At 31.1% G+C, this 15,817-nt stretch carries 17 protein-coding genes; 14 read left to right on the forward strand and 3 right to left on the reverse strand.

What is annotated here, in order from left to right; genetic code table 11:
• The first annotated feature begins 73 nt into the window (after positions 1 to 73).
• Complete coding sequence (locus tag PW52_RS08790; protein WP_044632550.1) at positions 74 to 841, forward strand: M48 family metalloprotease; 768 nt, start codon at positions 74 to 76, stop codon at positions 839 to 841.
• Positions 842 to 912: 71 nt separating this feature from the next.
• Here the strand turns inward: PW52_RS08790 and PW52_RS08795 are convergent, their stop codons facing one another.
• A complete protein-coding gene (locus PW52_RS08795; RefSeq protein ID WP_044632551.1) occupies positions 913 to 1,311 on the reverse strand; it encodes an ankyrin repeat domain-containing protein in 399 nt (132 codons plus the stop codon).
• Positions 1,312 to 1,542: 231 nt separating this feature from the next.
• Between PW52_RS08795 and gpmI the strand changes: the two genes are divergently transcribed.
• The 6 genes from gpmI to PW52_RS08825 are packed head-to-tail and all read left to right on the forward strand — an operon-like array spanning position 1,543 to position 6,301.
• Entirely contained in the window at positions 1,543 to 3,060 is a 1,518-nt protein-coding gene (gpmI, locus tag PW52_RS08800; protein ID WP_044632552.1) for a 2,3-bisphosphoglycerate-independent phosphoglycerate mutase, read from the forward strand.
• Positions 3,061 to 3,097: 37 nt separating this feature from the next.
• Positions 3,098 to 3,502, forward strand: a complete 405-nt coding sequence (locus PW52_RS08805; protein ID WP_044632553.1) for a BT0820 family HAD-type phosphatase — start codon at positions 3,098 to 3,100, stop codon at positions 3,500 to 3,502.
• Positions 3,503 to 3,547: 45 nt separating this feature from the next.
• Positions 3,548 to 4,366: a type I methionyl aminopeptidase gene (gene map, locus PW52_RS08810; RefSeq protein WP_044632554.1), complete on the forward strand. Its 819-nt coding sequence runs from the start codon at positions 3,548 to 3,550 to the stop codon at positions 4,364 to 4,366.
• A 1-nt stretch (position 4,367) separates the two neighbouring features.
• Entirely contained in the window at positions 4,368 to 5,150 is a 783-nt protein-coding gene (locus PW52_RS08815; RefSeq protein ID WP_044632555.1) for a DUF3050 domain-containing protein, read from the forward strand.
• 10 nt (positions 5,151 to 5,160) lie between these two features.
• Positions 5,161 to 5,931 (forward strand): class I SAM-dependent methyltransferase, encoded by a 771-nt coding sequence (locus PW52_RS08820; RefSeq protein WP_044632556.1) that lies wholly within the window; start codon positions 5,161 to 5,163, stop codon positions 5,929 to 5,931.
• Between the two features lies 1 nt (position 5,932).
• Positions 5,933 to 6,301 carry a DUF423 domain-containing protein gene (locus PW52_RS08825; RefSeq protein ID WP_044632557.1) on the forward strand — a complete coding sequence of 123 codons (369 nt, stop codon included), beginning with the start codon at positions 5,933 to 5,935 and terminating at the stop codon, positions 6,299 to 6,301.
• A gap of 1 nt (position 6,302) precedes the next feature.
• Here PW52_RS08825 and PW52_RS08830 read toward each other — a convergent pair whose 3' ends face one another.
• Positions 6,303 to 7,277 (reverse strand): FAD:protein FMN transferase, encoded by a 975-nt coding sequence (locus PW52_RS08830; protein WP_044632558.1) that lies wholly within the window; start codon positions 7,275 to 7,277, stop codon positions 6,303 to 6,305.
• Positions 7,278 to 7,655, reverse strand: coding sequence for a hypothetical protein (locus PW52_RS08835; RefSeq protein WP_044632559.1), 378 nt, complete (start codon positions 7,653 to 7,655; stop codon positions 7,278 to 7,280). It abuts the gene before it with no gap.
• Positions 7,656 to 7,742: 87 nt separating this feature from the next.
• Here PW52_RS08835 and PW52_RS08840 point away from each other — a divergent pair, with 87 nt between their 5' ends.
• The 7 genes from PW52_RS08840 (at position 7,743) to PW52_RS08870 (ending at position 15,748) form a co-directional block, all read left to right on the forward strand.
• Positions 7,743 to 8,528: a hypothetical protein gene (locus tag PW52_RS08840; RefSeq protein WP_165586769.1), complete on the forward strand. Its 786-nt coding sequence runs from the start codon at positions 7,743 to 7,745 to the stop codon at positions 8,526 to 8,528.
• A gap of 103 nt (positions 8,529 to 8,631) precedes the next feature.
• Positions 8,632 to 9,219 carry an RNA polymerase sigma factor gene (locus PW52_RS08845; RefSeq protein ID WP_044632561.1) on the forward strand — a complete coding sequence of 196 codons (588 nt, stop codon included), beginning with the start codon at positions 8,632 to 8,634 and terminating at the stop codon, positions 9,217 to 9,219.
• Positions 9,209 to 9,946 carry a tetratricopeptide repeat protein gene (locus PW52_RS08850; protein WP_044632562.1) on the forward strand — a complete coding sequence of 246 codons (738 nt, stop codon included), beginning with the start codon at positions 9,209 to 9,211 and terminating at the stop codon, positions 9,944 to 9,946. The genes PW52_RS08845 and PW52_RS08850 overlap by 11 nt, the downstream gene beginning before the upstream one ends.
• A gap of 1 nt (position 9,947) precedes the next feature.
• Positions 9,948 to 13,175 (forward strand): CHAT domain-containing protein, encoded by a 3,228-nt coding sequence (locus tag PW52_RS08855; RefSeq protein ID WP_052823440.1) that lies wholly within the window; start codon positions 9,948 to 9,950, stop codon positions 13,173 to 13,175.
• A gap of 82 nt (positions 13,176 to 13,257) precedes the next feature.
• Positions 13,258 to 13,728: a hypothetical protein gene (locus tag PW52_RS08860; RefSeq protein WP_044632563.1), complete on the forward strand. Its 471-nt coding sequence runs from the start codon at positions 13,258 to 13,260 to the stop codon at positions 13,726 to 13,728.
• Positions 13,729 to 13,863: 135 nt separating this feature from the next.
• Positions 13,864 to 15,363: a PAS domain-containing sensor histidine kinase gene (locus PW52_RS08865; RefSeq protein ID WP_052823441.1), complete on the forward strand. Its 1,500-nt coding sequence runs from the start codon at positions 13,864 to 13,866 to the stop codon at positions 15,361 to 15,363.
• Positions 15,350 to 15,748: a response regulator gene (locus PW52_RS08870; protein WP_044632564.1), complete on the forward strand. Its 399-nt coding sequence runs from the start codon at positions 15,350 to 15,352 to the stop codon at positions 15,746 to 15,748. Before PW52_RS08865 ends, PW52_RS08870 begins: the two co-directional genes overlap by 14 nt.
• The last annotated feature ends 69 nt before the right edge of the window (positions 15,749 to 15,817 follow it).

Consider the following 15,817-nt stretch of genomic DNA (forward strand, 5'->3'; position numbering starts at 1 on the left):
TTAATCAAAAAACTAGAGTCTAATATTGTGTAAGCCAAAATTATGTATTTTTAAATCAACTATTATACCTAAAATGAGAGGAAGAAATTTAAAAGTAAGGTTACTAATAGGTGTTGCCATTGCCCTATTTTTTGTTTTTAAACGCTGTAGCCAACAAGAAGTAAATCCGTATACGGGAAGAACTCAAACCATATCAATGAATCCGAACGAGGAAATTGCCATTGGTTTACAAAGCGCACCGCAAATGGCGCAGCAACACGGTGGTTTACACGAGAATGCACAATACCAAGCTTTAGTTGACAATGTTGGAAACAAATTAGTAAACAGCAGTATTGCTAGCGAAACACCATACCAATACGAATTTCATTTACTTAGCGATCCCAACACTATAAATGCATTTGCCTTACCTGGCGGACAAATTTTTATTACCTACGCATTATTTGCAAAACTTGAAAACGAAGACCAACTTGCAGGAGTTTTAGGCCATGAAATTGGACACGTTTTAGGTCGACATAGCGCTGAGCGTATTGCAGAAAGCGAATATTGGCAAGGCTTAACAACAGCAGGATCGGTTGGTGCAGATATGGGTGGCGTTATAAGCGGTATAGGACAAAACACCTTATTAACCAACGGGCGCGACGACGAACTAGAAAGCGACGATTTGGGTGTAAAATTTATGATACGCGCAGGCTACAATCCAGAAGAAATGATTGGCGTTATGCAAATATTAAAAGCGGCCGCCGGACCTAATCGGGTACCAGAGTTTCAAAGTACACATCCCGATCCCGATAATCGTATTGAAAAAATACAAGAATCTATTCAAAAATATAAAAGTCTATAAAAATAAAAGCCTTGTAAAAACAAGGCTTTTTTTATGAGTGACTAGCTCAAATAATTATAAAATGAATACAATTATTTTTTCTTTTTCGATAATGCCTCTTTTATAATTACAGCAGTGTCTTTTGCGCCATGTAATTTGGCATACTGTAAAGCTGTCATTTTTTTACCAGAACACTTCGATTTTAAATCGGCGCCATGCGTTATTAACAACTTTAAAATATCAGTACGATTAAACTTCGCAGCATACATTGCGGGTGTCATTCCGTTAGATCTTTGATTAACATCTGCACCACGTGCTATTAACTTTTGTACCGTTTCTAAATCGCCATGTGCGATAGAAACACAAAACGAGTTCACTTTAAAAAAATACTCGTAGTTAACTACGTTAAAATCGTTTGAAATTGAGTTTGCATTAACACTGGTTACACCTAAACTTAATGCGATTGCGGAAATAATGATTGTTTTTTTCATGATGAAAGATTTAATGATTTATGATTGTTTTTTGATTTACTTAATAGACGCCTCTTTTATTTTATTGTTACATAAAACTTATTAAAAATCCATATTTTAACATTTATTTCACACATTTACAAGCAGTTACACTAACACCAAAACACCCCCAAACCTTAGTATTTATAAGACTTTTATAAGTGTTTTTTACGAAACTTAGTTATATTTGTTTTAAATTAAATTTTATTAAAAATGAACAAGAAAGTTATCTTAATGATACTTGATGGCTGGGGAAATTCTCCAGATCCAAAAGTTTCTGCTATAGACCATGCCAACACACCATTTATAGACTCGCTTTATAATAATTACCCATACGCGACACTTCGCACCGATGGTTTACACGTAGGTTTACCTGAAGGCCAAATGGGAAACAGTGAAGTTGGACACATGAATTTAGGAGCAGGACGAATTGTATATCAAGATTTAGTAAAAGTTAACTTAGCCGTTAAAAATAAAACACTTAACAACGAACAGGTTTTGGTTGATGCCTTTAATTATTCTAAAGCTAATAATAAAGATGTGCACTTTTTAGGATTGTTAAGCGACGGTGGTGTGCACTCACACATAAATCATTTATTTGGTTTATTAGATGCTGCAGACGATTTTGGTTTAGAAAACACATATGTTCATGCCTTTACAGATGGTCGCGATGTTGATCCAAAATCCGGGTACGGTTTTTTAACCGAACTAGAAGAATATTTAGAAAAAGGTAAAGCGAGAATAGCTTCTGTAACTGGTCGCTATTATGCCATGGATCGTGATAAGCGTTGGGAACGTGTTAAGTTAGCTTACGACGCCGTTGTAAAGGGTATTGGTGAAAAATCTTCAAACGTGACCAATTCGATTCAAAAACAATACGATGATGATGTAACGGATGAATTTATAAAACCTATAATTATGGTTGATGATAATAATGAGCCTGTTGCCAAAATAAAAGATGGCGATGTGGTTATATTCTTCAACTTTAGAACCGATCGTGGTCGTGAATTAACTGAAGCCTTATCCCAAACAGATTTTCATGAACAAAACATGCATAAACTCGATTTACATTATGTAACACTCACAAATTACGATGATACATATAAAAATGTAAATGTAATTTTCAATAAAGAAAATTTAAAAGAGACTTTAGGTGAAGTACTTTCTAAAAACGGAAAGAAACAAATTCGTATTGCTGAAACCGAAAAATATCCTCACGTAACCTTTTTCTTTTCTGGAGGTCAAGAAGCAGAATTTGAAGGTGAATCCCGAATTTTACGCAACTCGCCAAAGGTAGCAACTTACGATTTAAAACCTGAAATGAGTGCTTTTGAATTAAAAGATGCCTTAATACCAGAATTACAAAAAGGCGAAACCGACTTTGTTTGTTTAAACTTTGCAAATGGCGATATGGTAGGCCATACAGGAGTTATGGAAGCTGCCATAAAAGCTTGTGAAGCTGTAGATGAATGTGTAAAAGAAGTTATTACAACCGCTTTAGAAAACGATTACACTACTATTGTAATTGCAGACCACGGTAACTGTGAAACCATGATAAACCCAGATGGATCACCCAATACTGCACATACAACAAATCCAGTTCCAATTATTTTAGTAGATAAAGACATTAAAGAAATAAAAGATGGTATTTTAGGTGATGTAGCTCCAACTATTTTAAAGTTAATAGGTGTACCACAACCAGAGGCCATGACACAGCACCCGCTTGTATAATTACCATTACAGTAAACCATAACCTAAGTCTATTACAATGAATTTGAATAAACAATTAATTATAGCTGTCGATTTTGACGGTACCATTGTAGAAGATGCCTTTCCAAAAATTGGGAAACCTAAAATTTTTGCATTTGAAACCTTAAAAAAGCTTCAAAGTAAAGGACATCGTCTTATTTTATGGACTTACAGACATGGTGAACGACTTAATGAAGCTGTAAAGTTTTGTGAAGATCATGGTATTTTCTTCTATGCCATTAACAATAGTTTTCCTGAAGAAAAATTTAGCAATGATGCTAGTAGAAAAATAAACGCCGATGTTTTTATTGATGATAGAAACATTGGCGGTTTTATAGGTTGGGGTAAAATTTATCAAATTATTACTAACGAAACACCCAATATTCCTGAAAAGAAAAAAGGCTTTTTAGGTTTATTTAAATAGCCTAATCGTTACAATATTGTATCTTTGCCTTTTATTTTTAAAACCATGATAGTAGTAAAAACAAAAGAAGAGATTGAATTAATGAGAGAAAGCGCCCTAATAGTTTCTAAAACTTTAGGCGTTTTGGCAAAAGAAATAAAACCTGGGGTTACTACCCTACAATTAGATAAAATTGCAGAAGAGCATATACGCGATCATGGTGCTATTCCTGGTTTTTTAGGACTCTACGATTTTCCAAACACTTTATGCATGAGCCCTAACCAACAAGTGGTTCATGGCATACCTAACGATAAGCCTTTAGAAGAAGGTGATATTATATCTATAGATTGCGGTGCATTAAAAAATGAATTTTACGGTGACCACGCTTATACATTTGCTGTAGGTGAAATTGATGCCGAAACCAAAAAACTTTTACAAGTAACCAAAGAGTCTCTTTATGTTGGTATTCGCGAATTTAAAGTAAATAACCGTGTAGGGGATGTTGGGTTTGCTATTCAGAAATATTGTGAAGATCATGGCTATGGTGTAGTTCGTGAGCTTGTGGGTCACGGTTTAGGCAAGAAAATGCATGAAGATCCTGAAATGCCGAATTACGGTAAACGTGGCAGAGGCAAAAAATTTGTTGAGGGTATGGTAGTTGCAATAGAACCTATGATTAATTTAGGAACGCATCGCATAAAACAACACAGTGATGGTTGGACTATTACAACCAGAGACAATAAACCAAGCGCACATTTTGAGCACGATGTTGCCTTAGTTGATGGTAAACCGGAGTTACTTTCGACTTTCGCATACATTTATGACGCATTAGGAATAAAAAATGACGAAGAAAACGAGTTTAGACAAGAAGCCTTAGTTTTATAAAATGAATTACATTCAAGATATACAAAAAGAACTAGAACCTTTATTATCAAAATTAAACAATCATAAACTTTATAAAAATTTACAAACCATTGATGATGTTAAAATCTTCATGGAACACCATGTTTTTGCGGTTTGGGATTTTATGTCTTTATTAAAAGCCCTGCAAAACAAATTAACATGCACAACATTGCCATGGACACCTGTTAAAACGCCATCAACAGCACGGTTTATAAACGAAATTGTTTTGGGCGAAGAAACCGATGTAAACGAGCTTGGTGAACCTAAAAGCCATTACGAAATGTACTTGGATGCCATGACTCAAATTGGAGCAAATACAAATCAAATTGAAGCTTTTGTAAAAAATATTCACAATGGTATAACTATAAAAGAAGCGTCAAAACAAACTAAAGTTAACTTAGAAATTATAAAGTTCGTTGAATTTACATTTAATGTTATTGCTTCAGAAAAAGCACACCTAATTGCTTCTGCTTTTACTTTTGGGCGGGAAGATTTAATTCCTGATATGTTTTTTCAAATTATAAACAAATCAAAAACTAAAGACAAATCCTATAGCAAATTAACCTATTACTTAGAACGACATATTGAATTAGATGGTGATGAACACGGGCCTTTATCATTAAAAATGATAGAAGAACTTTGTGGAAATGACCAAACAAAATGGGATGAAGCTAAAGAAATAGCTCTTGAAGCCATTAAGCACCGTATTGCCCTTTGGGATAATATTGCCAACTTAATAGAGGCTAATAAATCTATTTTAGTATAATAATTTACCTTTGAAATCTCTTTTTAAGCTCATATTAAACCTAATTCCAAGGCCTTTATTAATTAGGTTAAGCTATTTAGCAAAACCTTTTTTAGCTTTATTATTAAAAGGAGATAGATATACCGATCCTATTGATGGTAAAAGTTTCAAAGCATTTTTATCTTACGGTTATGTAAAACAGCGCGAAAATATTTTATCGCCCTCTACCCTATCTTTAGAAAGACATAGATTGTTATGGTTGTTTTTAAAAAATGAAACCTCGTTTTTTTCTAATAAATTTAAAGTCCTTCATTTTGCACCAGAACAATGCTTTTTAAAACGTTTTAAAGCTTTAAAAAATATAGATTACACCACAACAGATTTACTTTCACCTATAGCCGATGTAAAAGCAGACATTTGCGATTTACCTTTTAAAGATAATAGTTACGATATTATTTTCTGTAATCATGTTTTAGAACATATTCCAGACGATACAAAGGCCATGCAAGAACTTTATCGCGTCATGAAAACCGGTGGTTGGGGCATTTTTCAAATACCGCAAGATTTAAACCGAGACGTTACTTTTGAAGATGATACTATAACCGATAAAGCCGAACGTGCTAAAATATTTGGACAATACGACCATGTTAGGGTTTATGGTAAAGATTACTTTGACAAACTTAGAAGTATTGGTTTTACAGTTGAAGAAGTAGATTATACAGCTAAACTAACTGAAGAAAACATAGATAAATATCGTTTAGCAAAAGGCGAAATAATTCCTTTGGTTAGAAAAACTAATTAAAATGACGCAACAAACATTTATAATAACTGGTGCCTTTTTGGGTATGTTAGCCATAATTTTAGGAGCCTTTGGCGCCCATGCATTAAAAAAGTTACTATCTGTAGAACAATTAAAAAGTTTTGAAACCGGTGTAAAATATCAAATGTATCATGCTATAGTTTTACTTCTTTTAGGATTTAACTATACATTTTCTACTTCTACAATGTATTGGTGTTTTACCATTGGAATACTTTTATTTTCATTTAGTATTTACGGCTTAGTAATAAGTGACGCAAAAGGAAAGAAACTAAAAGTGTTAGGACCTATTACTCCAATTGGCGGTTTACTTTTTGTAATTGGTTGGGCAAACATAATAATTAATGCCCTTTAACTTATTCAGGAAAACCATTAATGGCTAACGTTTCAAACGCTTTATTTTCATTTTCAAAAATTAGAAACACTTTAAGTTCAGGATGGTTTTCTAAAAATAGTTTTGTTTTTTCTACACCCATGGCTTGAAATGCTGTAGCATATGCATCGGCAACCATACATTCATCTGCAATTACAGAAACACTTAATAAATTTGTTTTGCTTGGGTAACCTGTTTTTGTATCAATTATATGAGCATATCGGTTTCCATTTTTATCTATTTTAAATTTGCGATAAGTTCCAGATGTAGCCATAACTTTATTATGTAATTTTACCGCTTTTAAAATGGATTGTTCCCCAGTAAAATTAGGGTTTTCAACGCCAATACGCCATGGCGCATTTTTCTCGGCGTTTTTACCTTGAACTCGCACTTCGCCACCAATTTCAACCAAATAGTTTTTAATTTGTTTCGATTCTAAAAATTCACCAACAACATCAACACCATAACCTTTAGCTATAGCATTAAAATCTATAAATGCATCTTTAGGCTTCGTAATTTTGTTGTTAATTTTAAAAATTTTATCAAACCCGACCGATTGCATTAAACTATCAATAATTAAACTATCTACGCTAATTATTGTGTGCTCAGACCCAAAATTCCAGGCATTAACAACTGCTCCAATAGTGGGATCGAAAGCCCCCTCTGTATTATAAAAAATTTCTTTTGATATTTTAAAAACCTTATCAAAATGAGCATCAGTAGCAACCGATTCTCCCCTATTTATTTTCGAAATTATAGAACTATCTTGATAATTAGAAAGTGAATTATTTATTTGAGCAAACAAACTATCTAAATCGGCTGAAAAATTAATTTCGGAATCATATATAACCGAATAAGTAGTACCAAATACAGCCCCATGAAGCTTTAAATTCTTTGTTTTCTCATTATTACAACTAAAAACCGTCAAACAGACTATAATAAAAAAGACTCTTTCCATTTAATTTAAATTCGTGTCTAAAACTTGAATGCCATTATACTGCAACAAATATTCTTCATGTAAATAAATAGGTGTTTGGGTATCGTCTTTACTACCCAAACCAACTCCTGCATATAATACTTTAGCATTATTTTGTCTCGCATGTTTTTTAAAAGTCTCCATCCAAACTACATCATAATTATTAGGGTTTTCAGGCAAAATAACTGCCCTAACAATCACAAAATAATATTGACTGTTTTTATCAATACAAACAAACTGTGGGTGTTTTTTTAATTTGCTGTTTACAGCTACAAACTCAAAACCACGTCGTTCTAAGTCTTTACCAACATGATTCATTGCTAAATTATGCAATTCTTGTTCCGTAAGAGGCTTTTTCATAAAGCAAAAGTAAAAATAAATTTTTTGATGATTATGATGACATTTTAAAAATGTTTCGATGATTCTAAAATTAACACAAGGAAAATTATGAAATATTTAAAAGTATGTAGTTTTATGTGCCTCTTAATCGTCACTTTAAACTGCAGTACAAATGACCAAGAAAACAATAATAATTTAAATGAATTCTCTTCGCTTGATAATTGCCCAGAATTACCAATAGGGGCTACATCCGTTTATTGGGAATACGGTAAGGGCACACCAATTCCATTATCGGAAATACCAGTATTAAAAAACCCTCAAGCCTCTTTTTCATATTCTAATAGCAATGGTGCATTCGCACCGTTAATATTAACGCCTCCACAAGGATATACGGCAATAGATTACACAAACCCTAATAGCAACCCGTTTGGAGTAAACGTTATTAGAAATGATGGTGCAGCGGTATGGCGTTATGTACCATCGTCGACCTATCCCGCTAATTTTAGTGAAACTAATATTTTAAATATTGAGGTTAACAACGTTACTAACGCTTTTGGATTTAACGGTAATTACAAAATACTTTGCGAAGCAACTCCTAATATTTTTAACGAAAACGGCGTAGTACGTATAGTAAAAGCGCGAATGATTGAATTCAATAATACGCGGGCATTAGTTTTAATTGCAGCTGTGTATTTAGAAAGCTTATTTACAGTTAACGTTTCTCATGTTGTTGCAGCTGGCCCTATTTCAGAGTACGACAATCTAGTTATGGATATATTTTTACCATTGCACTTTCAATTATATCCTACTGGAGGAAGTCCTCTGTCCGATAGAGATAACGATGGCACACCCGATATATTTGATAGTGATCCGGACGATCCAAGAGTACAATAAACCATTTAAATAAAAAAAAAGTAGATAAACGAAATTATAAATCATTTAATAGTAATGTATTTGTTGTAAATCGATTTAGTTGTATATTTCCTTAGCTATTATCATGAGGAAATCTATACACGCATTAAGTCAAACCGAACTTATAGATGCTTTAAAAATGAACAATTCGTATATTTTAAAGCAGTTTTACACGTTACATTATAAAAAAGTTGAAGCATTAGTTTTAAAAAACAGTGGTTCTACAGAACAAGCCAAAGATGTGTATCAAGATGCTTTTATTACTGTTTGGACACATGTAAAAAATGACAAGTTTGTTCCAAAAAACGATACGGCCTTACAAGGCTATTTATACAGTATTGCAAAAAATAAATGGACCGATATTTTACGGTCGAAAGCATATAAGAACTCTAATGTATTAAATGAAACGACCTTGACTGAAATAAAGGATAATAAAGAAAGTACTACGAACGAGCAAGAGTTAAAACTAAAAGCAGCGATGGCTGCCTTTAAAAATCTAGATCAGCCCTGTAAACAATTATTAAGTGATTTCTATTTTGAAAAGAAATCGTTAAAAGACATTGCACAAAGCTTTAAAATTGAAGAGAACACAGCAAGAAACAAAAAATATCGCTGTATGCAGAAATTAAGAAACATGGTTATAGCTCCAAAAAAAGAACGCATTGGAAGATAAAGAATACATATCGAAAGAATTATTCGAAATAATAGAACGTTATATTAAAGGTAATATGACGCTAAAAGAATTACAAGATATTAACCAGCTTATTGAACTAGATACCGATTTTAAACAAAAAGTTGAAGAGGTAAAAACCTATATTCACGGTATTGAAACTCAAGCTTTAAAAGAAAAACTAGACGACTTTCATGAAGCTACTAAAAACCAACCTAATGTGGCGCAAAAAAGTAATTTAATATTTTTAAACTTTAAGCGCATTGCCATAGCTGCAGCTTTTATTATTGGCCTTGGTAGTATTTGGTACTTTAGCATTCCGCAAAACGAAAAACTATATGCAAAATATTACAAAAACGACCCAGGTTTACCAACAACCATGAGTAGCACCAATAATTTCGAATTTTACAGTGCTATGGTAAAATATAAGCACGGTGAGTACAAATCAGCAATTCAATCTTGGAATGCTCTGGTCGCTAAAACCCCCGAAAATGATACCTTAAATTATTTTATTGGAGTTGCACATTTGGCGAATAAAAATGTTGATTCTGCTATTCCGTTTTTAGAACGTACTGTTCAAAGTAAAAAAGATTTTCCTTTAATTAATGATGCCAATTACTACTTAGGATTGGCTTATTTAAAAGAAGGTAACACAGAACTTGCAAAACAATTTTTAAGTAAAAGTAATAATGATTTAAGTAAAGAATTGATTTTAAAGCTCTCTGATTAAAATGAAGATTCAACTAAACTTTAAATTTGCTTTTTTAAGCCTCGTTATATGTTACATAACAACTTCTAAGGCTCAAAATAAAAATGAATTAAAGTTTAATTTATTAGATTCTTTAATTACCGCAAAACAAACTAAACAAGCCAATTTATTACTAAAAAATATTATAAACAACAAGGATACCGATTCGCTCTATCACTTACCCTATTACATTGGCAAGTTAGAATTATTAAAACATAACGATACCGTTAAAGCTAGTAATAAAGCAGCTGGCATTATTTTATATTTAAAAAAACAAACAACAAATAACAGAACTCTTTATAAATCGTATGTAAGATTATCTGATTTTTATGTCGATTTAATCGATGATAAAAATGCTATTATTGCAGCAAAAAAAGCCTTAGTAATTGCCGAACAATTACCCGATATAAAACCTCGAGAAATAGGATTAATAAACTACATAATTGGTGGTTGCTATTATGCGATTTACGATATTGAACAAGCCTCTATTTATTTTAAAAACGCATCGCAATTATATGAAAAATCTAAATCGATAGGAAAAGACGTATTAGCCGATGCTTATAACGGTGTTGCTGTTTCTATGTGGACCATGCGCCAATTAGATAGTGCCGAAATTTATTTTAATAAAGCTATAAAGGCCGTGAATAAAAGTAAATTAGAATCCTTTAAACGAGATTACTACGTTAACGCTTTTAAATTTAATTTAGCTTTAGTTTATGATGATTCTGGGCAAGTTAGCGACGCTATTAAAACGAAGGAATTTATTATTAAAAACCTTCAGCATATAATAAACGAATGTCCCGATAAATCCTTGATTTTAAAATCAAAGCAATTACAAGCATCTGCATATGCTAATTTGGCTGGCATGTACAACGACATTGGTTTTTATAGTAAATCTCTTTATTTACTTAAATATGCTTTTATGCAAAAACAGGAAGTATTCGATGCTAACAACCCACGCTTGGCTTCAAACTTAAATCAAATTGCATTAGCCGAAATTAATTTAAAAGAATTCGATAATAGTTTAAATACCTTAAAAAAAGGTTTAGCAATGCTACGAGCATCAACAAACCCATATTTACCGTTGGAAGCCGATAATTTATATTTACACGCTAAAGCTTATGCCGAAAAAAACGATACGATAAATGCATTTAAATATTTCAAGGAGAGCGAGTCTATCTATAAAAAAGCTTATCCTAAAGAGCTTAGCAGAGATTATATTACGTTATTGCACGACTATGCCAAATTTCTAGCAAAACATAATAAACAAGCAAAAGCCATCACAATCGCCAACCAAACCTACCAATATATACAAAAACAAAATAACACTAATGACCTTTTGTTATTAAACGAAATAATTAATCTAGCAGAAATTAACTATTTAGTTGGCGACTTCAGCAACGCTTTGAAGTGGAGTAATAAAGGAGAAACTATTTTACGTGAACAATATAAAACAGCAAATACAGCAATAGATTCCTTAAAATTAGATTTTAACAATCCAAGCCTTTTATTACTATCTAGTAAGGCAAAATATAATCTTAAACAAAACAAAACAAAACCGTTTTTAGACACTTTAGCTATAACTTTAAAAAAAGCCCAAGCCATTTTAGAATGGCGTAAAAAAGCACTTTATAATCAAAAAGATATTTCTGAATTGTTAAATGACTATGCCTCAATAGCTTCATTTAACAAACAAATTCAATTAGATTTATTTCAGCTGACTAAGCATAACACCTATTTAAACAAATTATTAGAATTACATGAATCGAGTATATACAATCGTATTCGATCAAGATTAAATTTTAAAACCAATTCAGTTGTTGCCAATATGCCTAAATCGGTGTTACAGCGTGAAGATATTTTGCAAAAAAACATGGCAAAAGCCTTAAATTCAAATAAGGATATTTCAAATTATTATAATAGTGAAAAAGAATGGGTTCAATTTTTAAGTTCTTTAAAACAAGATCACCCGAAATACTTCAATCTAAAATATGCAACTATTACAAAATCGTTAGATAACGCCTTAAAAAACATACCAAAAAACACAACTATATTACGATATTTATTTATTGATTCTGATTTGTATATACTAATATTAAATAATTTAGGAATAAACATTGTAAAATTAAACACGACAAATTTAAGTGCTAATATAAATCAGGTATCTAGTAGTTTTAATATTGAAAGCACTAGCGCAAGTCTTTATAATTTGTATAATGAGCTTTGGCTACCTATTCAAGATAAAGTAAAAACAAAAAATGTTATTATAATACCAGATGGCGAATTGTTTAATTTAAGTTTTGAAACTTTAACATCAAAAAAAATTACCTCCTTTAACGAACTTGCTGTATCAAGTTTGCTTTCAAAACATACTATTTCTTACAACTACAGTCTGCTTTTAATAAACCCCCAAGAAAAGATAGTAGATTATAAAAACGATTTTATAGCTTTTGCTCCAGAGTTTAATGATGCTATGAAAACAGAATACCAATTAGCAATAAACGACTCTACAACAATCGACAAAACTTACTTAACTCTAATACCACAACCCTTTAGTGTAGATATAGCAAAACAATATTCTAATTTATTTGATGGAGAGTGTTTTATAAATGAAAAGGCATCAAAACAAATTTTTACTAACAAAGCCAAAGAACATAAAATAATACACATTGGTACACATGCCGAATCAAATAATATTTCACCAGAATTTTCAAGACTTATTTTTGCTAAAAAAAGAGAAAGCAACGATAACTCGTTATATACGTTCGAAATTTACAATCAGAACTTCAATTCAAATTTAGCTATTTTAACTGCTTGCGAAACAGGAAAACCAACTTATCAAGCTGGAGAAGGTATGATTTCAATAGCACATGCCTTTAATTATGCCGGAAGCGAAAGTATTTTAACTAGTTTATGGAAAATAGACGAAAAAACCAGTTCCGAAATTTTAAAATCGTTTTACAATAATTTAAAAAATGGCTTACCAAAACATGAAGCTTTACAACAAGCTAAACTCAATTTTTTAAAAAACAATCAAGGGCGCTTGTTAGCGCCATCATATTGGTCGGGTTTAGTTTTAATTGGTAATACATCTCCCATTACGTTTAACACATCATATAACTCATTAATTGGTATTACCTTTCTAGTTATTTTATTTCTAGCTATTTCAATTTTTATTTTTAAGAAAAAACTAAATAATACCTCAACCTAAATTATTTTATGAAATAAAAATTTTAGACAATAATTTTATTTATCAAAATAATTTATTTGGTATCTTAGTTAAAAAGTAAATCATGCAAAATGTTTCTCGTTTAGAAAATGCCGTACAAAAACTTTACATTGCCTTCAACTCTAATTCACTAAACCCAGAATGTTGTAAACAATGTGCTGTAGGTAATATTCTAGATAATACAGACAATTGGAAGCATTTTTCTGATGTACATGGTTCTATAAACCTTAATTATATTGGCCGCGTAAACCAACTTATGGGCAAACGTTTTAATGGTTACTCTCCAGAGCAAATATTAAAAATTGAGACAACGTTTTTAAAAGCATGCGGTTATCAACTTCCTTTCAATCACAAAAGCTTAAAACCAGAAAATGCAACTGATAAAGACACTCTATTTATTGGACTATGTGAAGTTATTAAACTACTCTGCGATTTTGAAGGTGTAGATGATGTGCTAAATTATACCAAATTGTTCACTCATAACAATGAAAAAACACCGAAATCTATACGCAACAATTCTTTACAAAAAAGCTAATAGTGCTAATTAAAGATTATAAATCAGTTAATTTCTTATAAAAAATGCATTTTACCTGATTTTTAAGCACTTTATCTTGTTTTGTAATTTATATTTACTATATTGCAGTTTAAATCCCCTAAGCCCTCCAAAAAAATGCAACGTTCGCAAAAAGCAACTTCTACATCAGAAAAGGACTTTTTCTTAAATTTCATACAAAAATATGCATCCATAGGTACATGGGAATGCGATATTGTTAATGACACCCTAATATGGAGTGATGAAACAAAGAATATACATGAAGAACCTTTAAGCTATAAACCTGTTTTTGAAACAGCTATTAATTATTACAAGGAAGGCTACAGTAGATCCACAATAGAAACCTTATTTAACAATTGTGTTGAAAAACATGAAAGCTTTGATGTGGAATTAGAGATAATAACAGCTAAAGGTAATAACAAATGGATACGCTCCATAGGTAGACCAATTATTGAAAATAACCAATGTGTTAAAGTTATTGGTTTGTTCCAAGATATAGATGAAAAAACAAAAATAACCTTAGAGCTAGGTCGCAGAGAACAATTGCTAACCAAAACATTCGATTTAAGTGCTGTTGGTATGGTTACCTTAAACTTAAAAGGTAAATTTTTAGATGCCAATAAAAGTTTTTGTAATACTTTTGGTTATACTAAAAAAGAGTTATTAGAACTCACTTTTCTAGATATTACCCACCCAGACGATAAAAATAAAGGTCGGCAAGCTATCATGGATATGATTGATGGTAAAATCAACTATTTTCAAGCAGAGAAAAGGTATTTTGCAAAAAACGGTAAAACCGTTTGGGCATATATTTCGTCTACTGTAATTCGAGATAATAACGGTACTCCATTACACTTTATAACTCAAATTAACGATATATCTCAAATTAAAACAAGCACAAAAAAAATAGTTAACTTATTAGATACTACCGAAAATCAAAATAAAAGACTTCTAAATTTTGCACATATCGTTTCGCATAATTTACGATCTCATTTTTCTAATCTAAATATGTTATTAGATTTAGCAAAAATTGAAATTCCTGAATCTACCGATAACGAAATATACCCTTTAATAAAACAAGCAGTGGACCATTTAGGAGAGACTGTTGACAACTTAAATGAAGTAGCTTCAATAAATACAAAAAAAGATATTCAACTTGAACCTATTAGTTTAACAAATACGTTTAACAATATTACCAATAGCATTGCCGCTCAAATAATAGCGTCAAAAGCAGAGTTGTCAATTAATTTAAATGATAACCTGAAAGTTATGGCAATACCAGCCTATTTAGATAGTATTATTTTAAACTTTTTAACAAATGCAATAAAATACAAAAAGCCAAACGAAGTACCTAAAATTGATATTAATGCTGAAATCACCGATCATTTGGTAATTTTAAAAATACGTGATTATGGTATGGGAATCGATTTGAAAAAACACGGTGAAAAACTATTCGGCATGTATAAAACCTTTCATAAGCATGAAGATTCTAGAGGAATTGGCTTATTTATAACAAAAAATCAAATTGAAGCTATTGGAGGAAAAGTTGACGTAGAAAGTGAAGTTAACATTGGTACAACATTTACTATTGAGTTAAAAAAATATGAAGAAAATTGATATTGCATGTATAATTGATGATGATCCCATTTTTGTTTATGGATTAAAAAAACTCATGAAGATTGCAAACTTTTGTGAATCTTTCATGATTTTTAATAATGGAGAAGAAGCTATTAATAATTTAACCCCTATTTTAGAATCTGGCAAAAATATGCCCTCTGTTATTTTATTAGATTTAAACATGCCTATTATGGATGGCTGGCAATTCTTGGATGAATTTATAAAAATTGAATCTCACAAAAAAATTACTATTTATATTGTAAGTTCCTCAATAGATCCTAAAGATAAAAATAGATTAAAAAACTATCAATCAGTTTCTAAGTTTATAATAAAACCAGTAACTATAGACTTACTTGGAAAAATTTCTAAAGAATTAATAAAATAAATTTTTATTAATTCTTTATTTCTAAAAACAAAAAAACCAACTCTTTTGAGTTGGTTTTTTTTTAATTTC

Origin of the sequence: Neotamlana sedimentorum (genome assembly GCF_000943565.1) — a bacterium.
GTDB classification, from domain to species: domain Bacteria; phylum Bacteroidota; class Bacteroidia; order Flavobacteriales; family Flavobacteriaceae; genus Neotamlana; species Neotamlana sedimentorum.